General features: G+C 36.3%; 18 protein-coding genes and 1 riboswitch. Of the genes, 5 read left to right on the top strand and 13 right to left on the bottom strand.

Features of this window, described 5'->3' with window-relative positions; genetic code table 11:
• Positions 1-130: 130 nt before the first annotated feature.
• The 6 genes from JFU54_RS18040 to JFU54_RS18015 all read right to left on the bottom strand — a co-directional run bounded on the left by JFU54_RS18040 (position 131) and on the right by JFU54_RS18015 (position 6,080).
• A complete protein-coding gene (locus JFU54_RS18040; RefSeq protein WP_002010052.1) occupies positions 131-877 on the bottom strand; it encodes an HAD family hydrolase in 747 nt (248 codons plus the stop codon).
• Positions 878-1,071: 194 nt separating this feature from the next.
• Positions 1,072-1,977: a diacylglycerol kinase gene (locus JFU54_RS18035; protein WP_002010051.1), complete on the bottom strand. Its 906-nt coding sequence runs from the start codon at positions 1,975-1,977 to the stop codon at positions 1,072-1,074.
• A 520-nt stretch (positions 1,978-2,497) separates the two neighbouring features.
• Entirely contained in the window at positions 2,498-3,925 is a 1,428-nt protein-coding gene (gene gatB / locus JFU54_RS18030; RefSeq protein ID WP_002010050.1) for an Asp-tRNA(Asn)/Glu-tRNA(Gln) amidotransferase subunit GatB, read from the bottom strand.
• Positions 3,926-3,939: 14 nt separating this feature from the next.
• Positions 3,940-5,397 (bottom strand): Asp-tRNA(Asn)/Glu-tRNA(Gln) amidotransferase subunit GatA, encoded by a 1,458-nt coding sequence (gene gatA / locus JFU54_RS18025; RefSeq protein ID WP_201065754.1) that lies wholly within the window; start codon positions 5,395-5,397, stop codon positions 3,940-3,942.
• Positions 5,398-5,411: 14 nt separating this feature from the next.
• Positions 5,412-5,702 carry an Asp-tRNA(Asn)/Glu-tRNA(Gln) amidotransferase subunit GatC gene (gene gatC / locus JFU54_RS18020; RefSeq protein ID WP_000086999.1) on the bottom strand — a complete coding sequence of 97 codons (291 nt, stop codon included), beginning with the start codon at positions 5,700-5,702 and terminating at the stop codon, positions 5,412-5,414.
• A 141-nt stretch (positions 5,703-5,843) separates the two neighbouring features.
• The gene (locus JFU54_RS18015; RefSeq protein WP_002029490.1) at positions 5,844-6,080 is read right to left on the bottom strand and encodes a YiaA/YiaB family inner membrane protein; all 237 of its coding nucleotides are present in this window, start codon (positions 6,078-6,080) and stop codon (positions 5,844-5,846) included.
• A gap of 230 nt (positions 6,081-6,310) precedes the next feature.
• Here JFU54_RS18015 and JFU54_RS18010 point away from each other — a divergent pair, with 230 nt between their 5' ends.
• From JFU54_RS18010 to JFU54_RS17995, 4 genes are all read left to right on the top strand, one after another.
• Positions 6,311-6,793 (top strand): MarR family winged helix-turn-helix transcriptional regulator, encoded by a 483-nt coding sequence (locus JFU54_RS18010; RefSeq protein ID WP_012260234.1) that lies wholly within the window; start codon positions 6,311-6,313, stop codon positions 6,791-6,793.
• A gap of 228 nt (positions 6,794-7,021) precedes the next feature.
• The gene (locus JFU54_RS18005; protein WP_201065752.1) at positions 7,022-8,203 is read left to right on the top strand and encodes an ArsA family ATPase; all 1,182 of its coding nucleotides are present in this window, start codon (positions 7,022-7,024) and stop codon (positions 8,201-8,203) included.
• Entirely contained in the window at positions 8,196-8,387 is a 192-nt protein-coding gene (locus JFU54_RS18000; protein ID WP_002091335.1) for a DUF3926 domain-containing protein, read from the top strand. Before JFU54_RS18005 ends, JFU54_RS18000 begins: the two co-directional genes overlap by 8 nt.
• Before the next feature lie 63 nt (positions 8,388-8,450).
• Positions 8,451-8,933 (top strand): HXXEE domain-containing protein, encoded by a 483-nt coding sequence (locus JFU54_RS17995; RefSeq protein ID WP_201065750.1) that lies wholly within the window; start codon positions 8,451-8,453, stop codon positions 8,931-8,933.
• A 167-nt stretch (positions 8,934-9,100) separates the two neighbouring features.
• Here the strand turns inward: JFU54_RS17995 and JFU54_RS17990 are convergent, their stop codons facing one another.
• The 3 genes from JFU54_RS17990 to JFU54_RS17980 are packed head-to-tail and all read right to left on the bottom strand — an operon-like array spanning position 9,101 to position 11,651.
• Positions 9,101-9,955 (bottom strand): MetQ/NlpA family ABC transporter substrate-binding protein, encoded by an 855-nt coding sequence (locus JFU54_RS17990; protein WP_002010039.1) that lies wholly within the window; start codon positions 9,953-9,955, stop codon positions 9,101-9,103.
• 21 nt (positions 9,956-9,976) lie between these two features.
• Complete coding sequence (locus JFU54_RS17985) at positions 9,977-10,642, bottom strand: methionine ABC transporter permease (RefSeq protein ID WP_002091343.1); 666 nt, start codon at positions 10,640-10,642, stop codon at positions 9,977-9,979.
• Positions 10,632-11,651 (bottom strand): methionine ABC transporter ATP-binding protein, encoded by a 1,020-nt coding sequence (locus tag JFU54_RS17980; protein WP_201065748.1) that lies wholly within the window; start codon positions 11,649-11,651, stop codon positions 10,632-10,634. The genes JFU54_RS17985 and JFU54_RS17980 overlap by 11 nt, the downstream gene beginning before the upstream one ends.
• Before the next feature lie 126 nt (positions 11,652-11,777).
• A riboswitch (SAM riboswitch) is annotated at positions 11,778-11,882 on the bottom strand.
• A 241-nt stretch (positions 11,883-12,123) separates the two neighbouring features.
• On the opposite strand from JFU54_RS17980, the gene JFU54_RS17975 reads away from it, so the two are divergent.
• Complete coding sequence (locus JFU54_RS17975) at positions 12,124-12,669, top strand: cysteine hydrolase family protein (RefSeq protein WP_002091344.1); 546 nt, start codon at positions 12,124-12,126, stop codon at positions 12,667-12,669.
• Positions 12,670-12,999: 330 nt separating this feature from the next.
• Here JFU54_RS17975 and pruA read toward each other — a convergent pair whose 3' ends face one another.
• The 4 genes from pruA to ligA all read right to left on the bottom strand — a co-directional run bounded on the left by pruA (position 13,000) and on the right by ligA (position 18,788).
• On the bottom strand, positions 13,000-14,547 hold the full coding sequence (gene pruA / locus JFU54_RS17970; RefSeq protein WP_002159489.1) for an L-glutamate gamma-semialdehyde dehydrogenase: 1,548 nt from the start codon (positions 14,545-14,547) through the stop codon (positions 13,000-13,002).
• A gap of 153 nt (positions 14,548-14,700) precedes the next feature.
• On the bottom strand, positions 14,701-15,471 hold the full coding sequence (locus JFU54_RS17965) for a TSUP family transporter (RefSeq protein WP_201065746.1): 771 nt from the start codon (positions 15,469-15,471) through the stop codon (positions 14,701-14,703).
• Positions 15,472-15,565: 94 nt separating this feature from the next.
• Complete coding sequence (locus JFU54_RS17960) at positions 15,566-16,762, bottom strand: CamS family sex pheromone protein (protein ID WP_201065744.1); 1,197 nt, start codon at positions 16,760-16,762, stop codon at positions 15,566-15,568.
• 16 nt (positions 16,763-16,778) lie between these two features.
• Positions 16,779-18,788: an NAD-dependent DNA ligase LigA gene (gene ligA / locus JFU54_RS17955; RefSeq protein ID WP_201065741.1), complete on the bottom strand. Its 2,010-nt coding sequence runs from the start codon at positions 18,786-18,788 to the stop codon at positions 16,779-16,781.
• Between the last annotated feature and the right edge of the window lie 8 nt (positions 18,789-18,796).

Below are 18,796 nucleotides of genomic sequence, written 5' to 3'. Positions count from 1 at the left end.
ATGTTTTCTCTTTATATTGCAAGATGTATGCCAACTTCCTCTTTCTAGTATTCATCCCATTCTCTTACTATCTCGGCATAAAAAAATAAGTCTATAAAGACTCATATAGAGTCCTTATAGACTTATTCATTTATACATTAGACTTTCCTTGTTCCCAAATAAACTCACCTGAATGAGAAATTAAATCTTCAACAGATTGTAATACTAAATCTGCAAGTGGTTCTAACGTTTGACGATCACCCGTACCAGATAGTACGCCAATCGCATAACAGTCGCCACCATTTTTCGCTAAATGTAAATCCGTCGGTGTATCCCCGATGACTGCTACTTCACATGTCTCTAAATTAAATCTCTCACAAAACGATTCTACAATTTTTTTATCTGGCTTCTGTGCTGGAAATGTATCTGAAGCTATAACACAATCAAAAAAAGCTTCCAATTGATATTGCTTTAAAAATAATTCTGTCGGCGCGAAATCATCAGCTGTAACGACACCTAGAATAAACCCTCTATCCTTTAACGCTTGTAAAACTTTCGGTAAATCTGCCGTCATTCTCATATGTGAACGATGCTCGTACATAAGAGCAAACAACTTTTCACTCACCCATTGATGCATCTCTTCTTCTCTAGATGATGCAATATACTTACAAAGCCCCTTGGCCACATCAAGACTCGTTCCAGCAGCGAGCGCACTACGCGGGTGAACAAATGCTCCATCTACGCCAATCTCTTTTAATAAAGCCTGCTGCATTGACTGTGGGAGTTGATATAATTTTATACATTCAGCGACAAGCTCTTCAGCTACTTTTATCCAAATTGAATGAAAATCCATTAATGTCCCGTCTTTATCAAATAATATTGCTTTTACCTTCTCCATAGCATCCTACCTCTCATTTCTTATCTCTTCCAGTGTAGCAATAAAATATGGATATAAAATAAACGAATTGTAAAAATACCATAAAAATCAAACTAACTTACAATTTACAATTCATCTGCACATAGAGAAACTTTAATCAGTGGGAGAATCTTATTGCTCGCAAATAGTGAGGTGAAAGCAAAAAAAAGATGCCTTTACAGGGCATCCTCTTGATGTTCAGGAACAAATAGTTCCAGACAATGATATATATTTTCAAATTCCATTGGTGCATCTCCGCCATATTCACCATCTAAGTTGATCATTAATTTATCAGGTGAATGCACTTTAATACGATTCGCTTGTGTATATAGTACTTTCGGATTGTTAATATGTTCCCCACGCTGCGCTTGTGTTGCTGCTTTAATTAAATCAGCGATAGAACCTTTTTTCAGTACTAATAAATCAAATAATCCATCGTTAATAGATGCATATGGTGCTACTTTTTCGAATCCACCAACTGAACGAGTATTCGTAATTAAAAACATCGTAATTTCTTCTTGTAGCAACTTCCCATCATACTCAATTTCAACATATGTTGGATGTAATGATGGTAACATTTCGATTCCTTTTAAATAGTAAGCAAGTTGGCCTAATACCGTTTTTAGCTTGCTTGGTACTTCATATGTTAATTCTGTAATACGACCGCCACCAGCGATATTAATGAAATATGTATCATTCGCTCTACCAAGATCTAACGGTACCGTTGTTCCTTCACAAATAATATCCGCAGCCTCTTCAATAACACGAGGTACACCGATCGCACGCGCAAAATCATTTGTCGTTCCAACTGGAATAATTCCAAACTTTGGACGATGCTCATGTCCTACTAAACCGTTCACTACTTCATTTAACGTACCATCACCACCAGCTGCGATAACAACATCAAACTTACGATCCGCAGCTTGCCTTGCTGCCACAGTCGCATCTCCAGGACCAGTTGTCGCATGACAAGACGCTTCATATCCAGCTTGTTCTAATTTTTGTAATACTTCTGGTAAGCTCTTCTTAAATAGCTCGCGCCCAGAAGTAGGATTATAAATAATTCTTGCTCGCTTCATCATTTATTAGCACAGGAAATTCCTTATTCATTGAAAAACGAATACACCGAACCCTTATTCAGTATCCCTATGCTTACCTCCTCTCATCTTCCTATCCTTCTTTAATTCCGCTCAAACAGGCAGTAAGAACCCGATTCGTGTAGCCCATCAAAAGTAACTATTCACTCCTGATAGTTTTGCTTTATTTAACCAAGAAATTTATCCCGCTATTTACGGGCAGTAAAACTCTCACATCAATTTACATATAATGAATAATAATTATCTATTATTTCATGAGATGAAAAAACTCTCTATGTCTAGATTTATCATTATTCCCACCTTTTTGCAACTATCATACCATAGTTGCTATACAAACATTTTTTCACTTTTGACAGTTAATCAAACGTTTGTTTAGATTATTTTTCACCATTTAAACAAACGTTTGATTAACTCAGAAAAAACACCCAAATACGGGTGTTTTTTCTGTTTAATCTTTAAGAATCTATACTATTTTAGCGTTCAAAAATAAGAATTCTTCTCTTTTTTAGCGCTTATTAATCTCTTCAAGTAAGATTTTATTAACAAGCGGTGGATTTGCTTGTCCTTTTGTAGCTTTCATAATTTGACCAACTAAGAAGCCAATTGCACGGTCTTTACCGTTTTTAAAGTCTTCAATAGATTGCTCATTATTATCAAGAATTTCTGTTACAACCTTACGAAGTGTTCCTTCGTCAGAAATTTGAACAAGACCTTTCGCTTTAACGATTTCTTCTGGGTCTCCACCTTTTTCAATTAATTCATTAAATACTTTCTTCGCGATTTTAGAAGAAATTGTACCTTTTTCAATTAATTGAACCATTTTAGCTAAGCCAGCTGGCGTTAATGCAACGTCTTTTAATTCTTTTTGTTGTTTGTTTAAGTATGCAAGTACTTCACCCATTAACCAGTTTGATGTTAATTTCGCATCAGCACCGTCTGCAACTGTTGCTTCAAAGAAATCAGACATCTCTTTCGTTAATGTCAATACATGCGCATCATAAGCTGGTAAGCCAACTTCTTCAACATAGCGAGCTTTACGTGCATCTGGAAGTTCTGGAATAGAAGCACGAATTTCTTCTTTCCACTCATCGTCGATGTAAAGTTCAACTAAGTCTGGCTCTGGGAAGTAACGGTAATCGTCAGATCCTTCTTTTATACGCATTAAGATTGTTTTCTTCGTTGCTTCATCATAACGACGTGTTTCTTGTTGGATGATACCACCAGATAATAATTCTTTTTCTTGGCGCACTTGCTCATGCTCAAGACCTTTTTGCACGTAAGTGAAAGAGTTTAAGTTTTTCAGTTCTGCTTTTGTACCGAACTTCTCTTGTCCAACTGGACGAAGTGAAATATTCGCATCACAACGAAGAGAACCTTCTTCCATCTTACAATCAGATACACCTGTATATTGAATGATTGATTTTAACTTCTCTAAGTACGCATATGCTTCTTCTGGAGTACGCATATCTGGCTCAGATACGATCTCGATTAAAGGCATACCTTGACGGTTGTAGTCTACTAATGAACCGTCAGCTGCATGCGTTGATTTACCAGCATCTTCTTCTAAATGAAGACGTGTAATACCGATACGTTTCTTTTTACCGTCTACTTCGATTTCAATCCAACCATTTTCACCAATTGGCTTATCAAATTGAGAGATTTGGTAAGCTTTCGGATTATCTGGGTAGAAATAGTTTTTACGGTCGAACTTCGTTTCCGTTGCGATTTCACAGTTTAATGCCATTGCGGCTTTCATTGCAAAGTTAACTGCTTCCTTATTTAAAGTAGGAAGTACCCCTGGGTATCCTAAGTCAATTACACTTGTTTGTGTATTTGGCTCCGCTCCGAATTCTGTTGGACTCGCAGAGAAAATTTTCGAATTTGTTTTTAACTCAACGTGAACCTCTAAACCAATAATTGTTTCTAAATTCATCTATGCTCGCCTCCTTACAGACTTGCTTTTTTTGTATGATAGTCTGTTGCTTGCTCAAACGCATGTGCAACGCGGTAAATCGTCGTTTCATCGAAGTGTTTACCAATGATTTGTAGACCAAGTGGCATGTTGTTAGCACCGAATCCACATGGAACAGAAATCGCTGGAACACCCGCTAAGTTTACTGGAATTGTTAAAATGTCATTTGCATACATTGTCATTGGATCGTCCACTTTTTCGCCCACTTTAAATGCTGGAGTTGGCGTTGTTGGTCCAATAATAACATCGTAGTTAGCAAATACATTTTCAAAGTCATTTTTAATTAATGTACGTACTTGTTGTGCTTTTTTGTAATATGCATCATAGTAACCAGAGCTAAGAGCAAATGTACCAAGCATAATACGACGTTTTACTTCATCACCGAAACCTTCGCTACGTGTGTTTTTGTAAAGATCTAATAAGTTATTTACATTATCAGAACGAACACCGTAACGTACGCCATCAAAGCGTGAAAGGTTCGCAGATGCTTCAGAAGAAGATAATAAGTAATACGTTGCTAGAGCGTATTTAGAGTGCGGAAGAGATACTTCCTCCCAAGTTGCGCCCATACCTTCTAATACTTTTAAAGCAGCTAGTACTGACTCACGAGCTTCTTCGCCAACACCTTCGCCTAAGTATTCTTTCGGTACAGCAATACGTAAACCTTTAACATCACCTGTTAAACCAGCTAAGTAGTTTCCTACTTCAACGTTTGCAGAAGTTGCATCCATACGGTCAATACCTGAAATAGCTTGTAATAAGTATGCATTGTCTTCTACTGTACGTGTAATCGGTCCGATTTGGTCAAGTGAAGATGCGAATGCTACTAATCCGTAACGAGATACGCGTCCGTAAGTTGGTTTTAAACCTACAACGCCGCAATATGCAGCTGGCTGACGGATAGAACCACCCGTATCAGAACCTAGAGAGAATAATACTTCTCCTGCTGCTACTGCTGCTGCAGAACCACCACTAGATCCGCCTGGAACGTAATCTAAGTTCCATGGATTTTTTGTAGCGTAGAAGCCTGAGTTTTCATTTGAAGAACCCATTGCGAACTCGTCCATATTTAATTTACCGATTGTAACTGTGTCAGCAGCTTTTAGCTTTTGTACAACTGTCGCATCGTAAATTGGATCGAAGTTTGCTAATATTTTGCTCGCACAAGTTGTACGAAGAGCGTTAGTTACAATGTTATCTTTTACACCAATTGGCATACCGAATAATAAACCATTATCCTCAGCACCAATCTTTGCATCTAATTCTTTCGCTTTCGCGCGTGCATTTTCTTCATCTAATGTAAGAAAAGCTTTTACGTTATCTTCAACATCCGAAATACGTTTGTAAGATTCTTCTACTAAATCCGTAACGGAAATTTCTTTGTTGTTTAACTTCTTATGTAACTCTGATACAGAATGATCAAATAATGACATCGAAATTCCCTCCTCTATTCTAATACTGCTGGAACACGGATTTGATTATCTTTGTGATCCGGTGCATTTTTTAATACTTCTTCTACTGGTAAACCTTTTTCTGGCACATCTTCACGCATAACATTTTTCATAGTTAATACATGAGTTGTTGGTTTTACATCAGTTGTATCTAATTCATTTAACTGTTCTGCAAATGTAACAATTGCATCTAGTTGTTTTTGAAATTTTTCTGCTTCTTGATCAGTAATTGCAAGACGTGCTAAATGTGCTACGTGCTTTACATTCTCAACGGAAATTCTTGACACGGCTAGGCCACCTCCATAATATATCGTTCAATCTACAATACTATTGATGATACCAAATTTCCAGTACTTCAAGCAAGTCAACACACGGCACTTACGGTATTTTTACATAAAAAAAGAAAGGCAAATGCCTTTCTTTACAATTTACTCTTTATCTAACGATTTATTTTTCGGAAATCTCTCGTTATCTTCTTCATTATCACGAATTGTTTTTTGTAATACAAAACAAGACATCGTTAAAAATAATGTTCCAATTAAATAGTATCCTTTTACACTAAGCGTTTCATCTAGCGTATAAATCCCAATTAGCATTCCTGAAAGCGCACAAACAAATGAAGTCCATGCTAAAAACGTGAACGCTTGCGTATTTCGTCTTCTCATCGTTCTCCCCCTCGTTAGCTGTACACCTATTATAGATAAATATATTTATCACAATGGGTTTTTATGTAAAATCATTTTTCTATTTATTAATCTATCACAAAAAATTTCTATTTTGAAGATAATTTTCTTTCAAGTCTGAAAAAACAGTTAAAAATATTGACATTTATTTCAATTCCACATAAAATAAAAACAAATATTACGAACCTCGAAATATACGGGAGTGGAAATAATTGTTACAATATGAACATTTTTTAGACTTACTGCTAGATAACGCCAAGAAACTTTTCTATCCAGAAGAATGGGTAAGCCTTGATTTAACACTTTCCAAGACAGAAGTATTTTGTTTACTTTGGATGGAGCGAAATACGGATATTACAATGACAAAAATTGCTGATCTTCTTGATATACCGATGAGTACAACAACGGGCGTTGTAAATCGCCTTGTAAAAAAGGGATATATTGAACGCTACCGGAATGAAAGCGATCGACGCATTGTATTAATTCGTTTAACAGAAAACGGCATAATGCTCGTTCAAGAAGTAAAACAAAATGCGGCCCATTACTTTAGCCTAGTGACAGATGCATTGTCAGAAGAAGAAAAAGCATTCTTACTACAAATATTCCAAAAGATCATGAATCACATTGCTACGTCACAGCAAAAAACAGAAGAAAAGATTTCTACACCTAAAATGAAAAACATTCCGATTGAATAAAGTGAAACTTTAATCAGTGGGGGTTTTTCTCATCCCTCACTGATTATTAGTTGAACCAATCGGGCATTTACGGACAGTTGACCTCCCACCTAATTTGTTTGCTCCAGTCGAATTTTTGGGCGGGAGTCTTACTGCCCGTTAATGCGGGATAAGACCCTAGTTGAGTTTTTATTCAATTAAATATTTCGACACTCGTAATATTCGACATTCGAAACAAAGGGGATATTAATGATGAGAATTATTCTGTATACAGGTAAAGGCGGCGTAGGAAAAACTAGCATTTCAGCAGCAACAGCAATCCAAAGTGCAAAACAAGGATTAAAAACATTAGTAATGAGTACAGATCCTGCTCATAGTTTAGGGGATTCATTTGGCATAAAACTATCTTCTGAGCCACTAGAAATTCGTGAAAACTTGTGGGCACAAGAAATTAACACTATTTATGAAATGGAAAAAGGCTGGGGGAAATTGCAGAAATACATTACACTACTCTTCACTTCAAAAGCAGCTGATGATATTACAACAGAAGAATTAACGATGTTCCCTGGTATGGAAGATTTAATTAGCTTACTTCGAGTACTCGATTACTATAAAAACAACACTTACGACGTCATCATTATTGATTGCGCACCGACTGGAGAAACTTTAGCAATGCTTAGCTTTCCAGACATGCTCGGCTGGTGGATGGAAAAACTCTTTCCTATTAAAAGGAAGATTTTAAAAGTTGTTCGTCCTGTAGCTCAACCACTTCTTGGTGTCCCCCTTCCAACTGATGATATTATGGACGAATTAACGAATACGCTTGAACAGCTCGGAGAAATGAGAGATATTTTATCAAACCGAAAAGTAACGAGTATTCGCGTTGTTGTAAATCCTGAAAAAATGGTCATTAAAGAAGCTCAGCGTAGTTTTACTTATTTAAACTTATACGATTATAACGTAGATGCCATTATGATTAACCGCGTCATCCCTAACACTGTTACCGACCCTTACTTTCAGGCATGGAAAGATACACAAAAGAAATATAAGGCGTTAATTAAAGATAGTTTTCAGCCACTTCCTATTTACGAAGCTCCCATGTTTGAACAAGAAGTTGTTGGTTTAGCTATGTTAGAGCGTGTAGGAAATGCTTTATTTAAATCAGACCCTTCTCCTACTGAAGTAAAATTTAATGGCCGCACACAATATGTAAAAAAAGATGGCGATGAGTATATTTTCGTTCTGTCCATTCCCTTCTCAAACAAAAGTGAACTTTCATTAAATCAAAAAGGTGATGAGCTTATTATTCGAGCCGGCTCTATGAAGCGAAATATCACCTTACCAAAAACATTAACACACCTTTCTATTCAAGGAGCTAAGTTTGAAGATGATGTACTAAACATTCGGTTTGGAGGTGTAGTACATGCATGATGAATTACTAAGAAAGGTAATTCGTACAAAAATAAAAATCGGTATGCGTATATTAGAAGAGCTACCGAATCCGATTCAGCAATCAGCTAAGCACGCACTAAATATTTTGCAAGAGGAGCTCTCCTCCTATGCTGAAGAACAACCGCAACCTGAGAGTAATTTAAAAAGCATCATAATTGAATAACTATACCCTTGTAGAAAGCCTTTTCTTATAGGCTTTCTATCCCTTTATTGGAGCTGATATAAGTTGATAAAAACATCTTCAACAAAACATTTCACCACTAATACAATCTGGCTAATCCCCCTTCTATTCTTTTTTCATAACCTTGAAGAAGCTTTCCAAATGCCACAATATATCGCTAATCGATTTTCGATCCATTTTATAACTAACAAACAATTTTTCATTGCAATTTCCGTATTAACAACCTTCGTCTTACTCATAGTCATTCTATATCAATTAAGCATCATATCTTCTATTTATTTGATCATTTTTATACAGGGCTGTATCTTCTTTAACGCCGTTCAGCATATTATCTTGTATTTCATTTATCGTTCTTATAATCCAGGAGTAATCTCAGCATCTATCATTATCCTATTTTCTCTTTTCTTATTTTCATCAAAGAAACTATTAATCCCTAAAAAGAAATTAGCAAGTACACTCATTTTTAGTTTAATCTCTTACCCAATCATAATTTGGATTTCCTTATTATTAGCCAGCTGCTTTAATTAAAAAAAGACCAGGAAAACTCCTGGTCCATCACTCTACTTAACAAACATTGGATTCTATGTTATACAAAATTAGAAGGTACAGAATTAGGGTTTTGTTTGTTAAGTAGATTATATGTTGAACGAGCTAACAACGGAGGGGTTCCTACTGTTAGTCGTTAAACTCAATAATTATTTTACGATTTTTTCAAGCTCATCAAGTGAAAGATCTACTGAAATTGAACCATCATTTGTTTCTTTCTTAATTGCATCTGTTACTTCTTTTGAATGGTATAACTCAATTACTTTTTTCAGTGTTGGATCATTTTTATCTTTCGTACGAGCTGCGAAAATATTAATATAGGCCTTTGCATTTTCATTATTTGGATCTTCTAAGAAAATTGGATCCTTCGCTGGGTCTAATCCAGCTTGACCAGCAACACCGTTATTAATAACTGAAGCCGCTACATCTTTTAACACACGAGGTGTTTGCTGTGCGATAACCGGTGTGATTTTTAACTTCTTCGGATTTTCAGCGATACCGCTTGGATCCCCAAATAGACCAAAATCTTTCTTAAGCTTTAATAAGCCAGCTGCATCAAGAAGTTTTAATGCACGTGCTTGGTTCGTTGGATCATTCGGAATAGCAATTTCCGAACCATCTGGGATTTCATTTGCTTTCTTATATTTTTCAGAGTATAAGCCCATCGGTGCAATTTGCGTTGTACCAACAGCTGTAATATCTAACTTATGCTCCTTTTTAAATTGCTCTAAGAAAGCAATGTGCTGGAATGAGTTTAGTTCAATATCTCCATCAGCTAACGCTTTGTTGGGTGTTGTGTAATCAGAGAACTCAACCAGTTTAATTTTAATCCCTTCTTTTTCAGCTTTTTTCTTTAAAATTTCCCAAACGTCTCCATCTGTTCCAGTTACACCGACGCGAACTACTTTCTCTTTCGCTCCTGCACCTGTGTCTCCACCTGAGCAGCCGCTTAATGCTGTAATTCCTACGATCGCTGATAATGCAAATGCTAAAATTTTCTTCATTTTCTTTTCCCCTCTTCCTTTTTATGATCTGCGTAAAAAGACTTTCGCAAAGTAGTTCCCTAAATTTTGAGCCACCTGTACAAGAATAATAAGTAAAACGACCGTTACAAACATAACTGACGTATCAAAGCGTTGATAACCATATGTCATTGCTAAGTCACCAAGACCACCACCACCGACAAGTCCTGCGACTGCAGAAAATTCAATTAAACCGACCGTCATAAACGTGACACCTAGGATCAATGGTGCTAAAGCTTCTGGTACGAGGATTTCAAAAACAATTCTAAGTGGTGAAGCGCCCATTGCTTGTGCTGCTTCAATTACTCCTTTCGGAACAGAAACAAGATTGGTTTCAACCATTCTAGCAATACCAATTGATGCAACTAACGTCATTGGGAAGATTGCTGCAGCCGTTCCAATCGTCGTTCCAATAACACTTCTTGTTAGTGGGCTTAAAGCTACTAAAAAGATAATGAATGGAACCGGACGAATTGTATTAATTATGATATTAAGAATAGAAAAGACCCATTTATTTTCTAAAAAATTCCCTTTTCTCGTTACATACAATAGTAAACCTAGAGGTATACCAAGAATTGTAGCGAATATAAGGGTTACAATTACCATTAAGAGGGTATCCCCCGTCGCATCTAATATGCGAGGCCAAAATATACTCCAATCAACTCGCATGAGCTTCTACCTCCTTCAGCTGCACTTGCAGTCTTAGATGTTGTAATGCTTTTTGAATTTCTTTCTGTTCACCTTGTAGTTCTACAAGAAGATTTCCAAATAGCACATTTTGGAGTTCAATAATATTTCCATAAAGAACATTTACATCGACGTTATAGTTTTTCGCAATATATGATAGTACAGGCTGTCCTGTCTCTTCCCCAGTAAAAGTCAGGCGATAAATCTGACCTCCGTTTTGAATTTTCGCTAGAACACTTTCTGGTAAGTGATCATTAATAACAGAGCGTACAAAATTTTGAGTGGTCTTTGTTTTTGGTTGTGTGAAAACGTCAAACAGTTTTCCTTCCTCAATTACTTTTCCTTTTTCCATAACGGCTACACGGTGACAAATTTCTTTCACAACGTGCATTTCATGTGTAATAAGTAGGATCGTTAAATTGTACTCTCTATTTACTTTCTTTAATAAATTTAAGATTTCTGTTGTTGTTTCCGGATCTAAAGCTGATGTTGCCTCATCACATATGAGAATATCCGGTGATGTCGCAAGTGCTCTTGCAATCCCAACACGCTGTTTTTGTCCACCTGATAACTGTTCTGGATAATAGTTCGCTTTATCTTCTAAACCAACAAATTTTAGTAGTTCATTCACTCTTTCTTTTATCTCATTCTTCGGCAATTTCGATAACCTTAATGGATAAGCAATGTTCCCAAACACCGTTCTTGAATTAAATAGATTGAAACTTTGGAAAATCATCCCAATTCTTTGTCTTAGTTTCCGTAATTCTTTCGCCGATAATGATGTAATATCTTTATCATCTATTGAAATTGTTCCTGCAGTTGGTCTTTCTAACATATTTACTAAACGTAATAACGTACTCTTTCCAGCACCACTAAATCCGATAATGCCAAAAATTTCGCCCTTTTCAACTGACAGCGTTACATCCTCAACCGCATGAACAGATTGCCCACCTGATTCATATACTTTACTTACATTGTTAAAAGAAATCATTTTCTTCCCTCCTATATGCTGTAAAAACTTGAAGTAGAGCTTTCGAGGTAAAATAAAAAGTGCTCTCCTTCTTATCAGTAATAAAAGATAAGAAGGAGAGCACTTTTATATGTACTCATTCACATCTTCTCATCTTCCAAGCCTTTATAGGCTTGCTGGAGTTAGCACGGTATTAAAAAACCCGTTGCTGAGGTATCGTAGGGCCAGTCCCTCCACCTCTCTGGATAAGAGTGTATCGATTTAATTGTCGTTTAATTAAGTCTTATTATAGAACTCAGAATAATGAGAGTCAATATATTTTTCGGAAAAATATTAATTATTTCTCTATTTGAATTTTAAAATAAGAAGTAACAATACAATAGTGATTTTTAAAGTTATGTAAAATCCTTCTCACTCATACTTTTAAAAAGGAGAATCTTCTCTACTCATTGAATAACATTATTTGAATATGAAATCGGAGGAAGATAGATATATGAAAACAGCTCTTTTGCTCGTCGACATTCAAAATGATTATTTTCCAAGCGGAATGATGGAATTACGTAATCCAGTAGAAGCAAGTGAATATGCTAGTCAGCTACTACAACATTTTAGAATAAGAAACGAACCTATTTTTCATATCCAACATGTAGCTATAAAAGATAGCGCTACTTTTTTCCTACCCAATACAGAAGGTGTCCATATTCACGAAAATGTCCGTCCACTTAGAGAGGAAACCGTGATCCTTAAACATTATCCAAATAGCTTCCGAGAAACTGATCTTCTAGAACAATTACAACGTTCAGGAATTGAGCACGTCGTAATATGCGGGATGATGACCCATATGTGTATTGATGCTACAGTAAGAGCTGCTTTTGATTTTGGCCTTCACTGTACCGTAATACACGATGCTTGTGCTACAAAAGATCTTTCATTTAAGAATGCTACTATACCAGCTGTTTATATTCATAATACAATTTTGGCGAGTTTAAATGGAGTATACGCAAATATAATGAGTACAGAAGAGTTTTTAGCGACCTAAAAAAACACTCCTTTCAGTTAGCAAAGCCGAAAGGAGTGTTCTCTTGTCTAACCATAGATTTTCTTTCAAATTGTATTATACAGGAAATCCTCAAAATGAATACTAAAAAATATGACTAATAAGTCAATTTTTCTCGCTGTTTTGTTTCTATTTTCATGTTTATCCCGATATTAATAGGTTTTAACTAATTCAAAAGAACAAATAGTAATATTTGGCAACCTTTTCTTGATTGAAATTAAATAGCTTCTATAAAATCGATTACTTCTGCTATAGGGAGTTTCTCAAAAAGAAAAGATCTTCACAGTCTGTGAAGATCTTTTCTACTATTTCTTATAAAGTTTCAGAAGTAGTTTTTGCTTGCATGTGAAGTGCTAAGTAGTCAGGGCCACCAGCTTTAGAGTCTGTACCAGACATGTTAAAGCCACCGAATGGTTGGTAACCTACGATTGCACCAGTACATCCACGGTTGAAGTATAAGTTACCAACGTGGAAGTCTTCACGTGCTTTTTCAATATGGTCACGGTTGTTAGTAACAACTGCTCCTGTTAAACCGTATTCTGTATTGTTTGCAATTGCAAGTGCATGATCAAAGTCTTTTGCTTTACAGAATGCTACTACTGGTCCGAAGATTTCTTCTTTCATTAAGCGAGCATCTTCTGCAACGTCAGCAACGATTGTTGGTTGGATGAACCAGCCTTTAGAATCGTCTCCTTCGCCACCTGATACGATTTTACCTTCTTCTTTACCAATTGCAACATAGCTCATTACTTTATCGAATGCAGCTTGGTCATTAACAGGTCCCATGTTAATATCTTTTGCATCTGGGTTACCTACTGTTAATTCTTTTGTTAATTCAACAGCACGATTTAATACATGATCGTATACATCTTCATGGATTACTGCACGAGAACATGCAGAACATTTTTGTCCTGAGAATCCGAATGCTGATGCAACGATAGATTTAGCTGCTAATTCAAGATCTGCCTCTTTATCAACAACGATTGTATCTTTACCGCCCATTTCAGCGATAACACGTTTTAACCAAATTTGTCCCGGGTTTACTTTTGCTGCACGTTCGTAAATACGAATACCTACATCGCGAGATCCAGTAAAGCTAACGAAACGTGTACGAGGGTGATCTACTAAGTAGTCACCAACTTCAGAACCATTACCTGGAACGAAGTTTACTACGCCAGCTGGTAAACCAGCTTCTTCTAATACTTCCATAAATTTCGCTGCTACTACAGGAGTTGTACTAGCTGGTTTTAGTAATACTGTGTTACCAGAAACTAAAGCAGCTGTTGTCATACCTGCCATAATTGCGAATGGGAAGTTCCAAGGAGAAATGATAACACCTACTCCTAATGGAATGTAAGAGAAACGATTATATTCAATTGGACGGCTTTCTACTGGCATACCGTCTTTTAATTTCAACATTTGACGAGCATAATACTCCATAAAGTCGATTGCTTCTGCTGTATCAGCATCTGCCTCATTCCATGGTTTACCTGCTTCTTTTACAAGAATAGCAGAGAACTCATGTTTTCTACGACGAACGATTGCTGCAGCACGGAATAAAATATCTGCACGCATTTCTGGTTTTGACTTTCTCCAAGTTTGGAATGTTGCATCCGCTACTTGCATTGCTTTTTCAGCTAATTCACGGCTTGCTTTTGAAACGCGACCAACAAGTTCCTCTTTATTTGCAGGGTTTACAGAAACAATCTTGTCTTCTGTAGTGATTTTTTCTCCCCCGATAATTAATGGATAGTCTTGTCCAAGATAAGATTCTACTTTCTTTAAACCCTCTTCAAACGCTAATTTGTTAGCCTCTACTGAAAAATCTGTAAATGGCTCGTGTTTGTATGCTACTACCATTTTTTTAGCCTCCCCTTAGAAAAACGTTTACATTTTACAACATTATTCTACACGATAATTTAGATTTATTCAAATATTCCTAGACTTATATTTTAAAAATTAATAAATTTTTAAAATATAATAAAAAAAAGAGATTCATACATACGTATGAATCTACAAAATATGAGTATATTCCAAAACATTTTTCCCGATTAATAAAATAGTAACTAATAAAAATAAAGTCCTTACATATCCAATACCTTTTTGAACTGCAAACTTCGATCCAAAATAAGCACCTAAAATCATTGATAATCCCATAATTATACCGTATTCAAAATGAATCACATCTAAAAATAAAAAAGTAATTAAAGATACGATATTACTAACGAAGTTCAAAAGTTTTCCAGATGCTGCCGCTTGAATAAAATCCAAACCAATTAATAAAAATGCAAAAATTAAAAAGGATCCTGTCCCTGGTCCAAAAAATCCATCATAAAATCCTATCATTAAAATAACAAAGAAAAACATTAATGTTTTTCCTTTTGTCATCTTTTTATAGGTAGATGCACTTCCCCAATCTTTTTTCGCAATAATATAAATGGCAATAAAAACCAACATTACGAGCACTAGTGGACGCAAAATATCAGGTGGAATAAACTTTACTACTAAAGCCCCTGCGACTGCTCCAATAATAGTTAACGGGATTAACTTTCCTACAATCCGAAAATCCACCTTGCCTGATCGAATAAAATAAATTGCACTCGTAAACGTCCCCATTGTTGCAGCTAATTTATTCGTTGCGATTGCCGAAGCTGGCGATAAACCAACAAACATAAGTGCAGGAAGCGAAATTAACCCTCCACCTCCAACAACTGAATCAATAAAAGCCGCTAAAAATCCAAATGCAATTAATAAAATAATGACTTGAAAGCTTAGTTCATCCATAACTTTTCCCCTTACCCCTTTATTTATAACATTTTAAATTATAACAAAATTCCTCGAGAAAAAAAGCTGTTCCATAAAGGAACAGCTCTCATATTTAATCTAAAATTTTCACAAACGGCTCATCTTGCTTCGCTTCACGTATAATAATAGCTTCTGGACCTTCTACAGATTTAATCGTTACTTGTACTTTCATATAATTCGGGAAGTATTCCATAACAAGCCCCGCTACATATTGCGTAAAACCAATTATTTCCGCTTTCCCATTAAACTGGACAGGAATATCAAGTTTCATTTCTTTTAATTCGTCGTCTTTATACATTCCAGTACCGATAACAGCTGTATAATCACCTTGGAAATACTCGCTTAATTTCACTTTAAAGTTTGCCACTCCTGCAAGATCTTGACGCTTATTATCCGCTTTTGCTTGTTCAGACGGGAACAAATAATATTTCTCATTGATTGGTTTCCAATCCTCGACCGTTTCACTACCTTTTTCTACCTTCGCATAAGAAACAAAATTCCCTGGCACAAGTGAAGACTTTGGACCTTGACGATAAATTGCAAATGTAACCGGAATATTTTTTATTTCAGGCTTTTTTTGCTGCATTACTTTCAAGATTTCTTGGGCCATTTTTTTCCCTTCAGCTAACATTTTTACATCTGGAATTGCAGCCTCACGCGGATAACCATGCTCTTCCTCATAATATTGAACAGAATTCATCGCTAATCCAATTACAATGCCATCAGGTTCAGCATCGTTCCCACCTTTTTGTACGTAGTAATCATGCTCTAAAATATTTGAGATATACATTGGATTTTTTTTATTTTTCACTTCTAGTGACTCCGAACCTTCACTTAAGGCTGGATTCAGTCCGATATTTGGAAATTTAACTGCATCTTTTTTCAACTTATCCTCTAGCTCTTTTTGTTCAGCATCTGTACGCTTTCTTTTTACAAGCATTTGTATATCTTGAGCCTCTAGAAACTTTCCGCCTTTAAAGAAATAATCTTTCGTACTAAATGATTCTTTGGCAATGCGCATTAGTCCTGTTTCAAATTCATCTATATCTAGACGACTATTTAAACCTTGTACAACTAAACCACGTGCCTCACCTGGATTAAATGGAACCGTTGTCTTATAATATTCATCCGAAATGGAGTATTTCGGGATAACTGCTTGTTCTTTCGCTTTCCCCGATTTCTCAACTGCTTTTTCATCTTTATTGGAACCCATACTACACCCACTTACAAGTAGGCTAAGACTTAATACCGCTAACGCTATTTTTTTCATCGTAAGTTTGCACCTCTTACTTATTCAGCTCTTGTAAGAACCTCTCTTCATTCCAAACTTCAACATTGTGCTTCTCTGCTTGCGCTAATTTCGAACCAGCAGCTTCACCAGCAACAACTAAATCCGTACTTTTACTAACACTTCCTGTTACTTTTCCACCTAATGCCTCAATCTTCTTCTTCGCTTCACTGCGTCCCATAACTTCTAATTTCCCTGTTAAGACGACAGTTTTTCCTGCAAAGTACGATTCAACATTTTGTAAATCAGCAATTTTTATACCTTTATATGCCATGTTCACGCCATACTCTTTAAATTGTTGTAATAGCTCTAATACGTCTTCATTATCGAAATACGTTACAACGGATTGAGCCATTTTTTCACCAATCTCATTAATTGTTTTTAGTTCTTCTTCCGTCGCTTTCACAAGCTCATCCATCGTTTCGAAATGCTCAGCAAATGTACGTGCGGCTTTCGCACCGACATGACGAATGCCAAGACCGAATAATAATCGCTCTAATGAGTTTTCCTTAGAATTCTCAATTGCTTGGACTAAATTTGTTGCTGATTTTTCACCGAAACGTTCTAGTTCTAATAATTGCTCTTTCGTCAATGAATATAAATCAGCAAACGTACGAATATAATCCGCATCAAAGAGTTGTGTAATTACACGTTCTCCAAGTCCGTCAATATTCATTGCATTTCTTGAAACGAAATGAATTAATCCCTCGCGAATTTGAGCTGGACAAGTCGGATTTATACATCGAAGTGCTACTTCTTCTTCTAAACGAACAAGTTCACTCTCACATGCTGGACAATGCGTTGGCATATGATATTCTTCTTCCTCACCAGTACGCTTATCAAAAATAACGTTCACAACTTCTGGAATAATATCTCCAGCCTTTTTCACAACAACGTAGTCACCAATTCGAATATCTTTTTCACGAATTAAATCTTCGTTATGTAAAGAAGCACGACGAACGATAGTACCAGCCACTCTAACTGGCTCGAGCTCTGCAGTTGGTGTTACAACCCCTGTGCGGCCGACACTTAATTCAATCCCTGTTAATCTCGTCACAACTTCTTCAGCTGGGAATTTATAAGCTATTGCCCATCTTGGACTCTTTGCTGTAGTTCCTAAGCTTTCTTGAATAGCAACATCATCTACTTTTATAACGATTCCGTCAATCTCATAATCAAGATGCGGGCGTTTTTCTTGCCACTCTTCTACATAGGCTATTACGTCTTCAATTGTTTCACATGTACGACGATTTGGATTCGTCTTAAATCCAAGCTCACCTAAGAAATCCAGTGATTCACTGTGGGATGGAATTGTTTTTCCTTCTACATTAGCAAGACCATACACAAACATAGATAAGTTACGCTTCGCTGCAATTTTCGGATCAAGTTGACGTATCGATCCTGCTGCCGCATTACGTGGATTCGCAAATACATCTTCACCATTTTGCTCTTTTTCCTCATTTAATTTAACGAATGAACGCTTCGGCATATAAGCCTCGCCTCGCGCTTCTAACGTTACTTCTTCATTTAATCGAAGTGGAATTGCTTTAATCGTTTTCAAGTTTTGGGTAATATCTTCACCCGTTACACCATCACCACGTGTTGCCCCTTGAATAAAGCGTCCTTTTTCATAATGAAGTGAAACAGCAAGTCCGTCAATTTTTAATTCGCATATATATCTTACATTCGCATCATCAATTCCCTGATGTACTCTTCGATCAAAATCACGCAAATCTCCTTCATTAAACGCGTTTCCTAAACTTAACATTGGTGATTTATGCGTTATCTTTTCAAATATATCAAGAACAGTCCCCCCAACGCGAATGGAGGGAGAGTCTTCACTCATAAACTCTGGGTTCTCTGCTTCTAATTTTATAAGCTCCTGCATATCACAGTCATATTCCGCATCAGAAACAGAAGGATTGTCTAATACGTGATATTGATAGTTAAATGTATTTAACAAATCACGCAGTTCTTCTATACGTTTTTTTGTTATCTCTTTTGACATATCCTCAG

This window comes from Bacillus sp. TH19 (assembly GCF_016651075.1).
In the GTDB taxonomy this organism is placed as follows: Bacteria; Bacillota; Bacilli; order Bacillales; family Bacillaceae_G; genus Bacillus_A; species Bacillus_A mycoides.
This window is presented reverse-complemented; position numbering and strand designations above follow the sequence as displayed.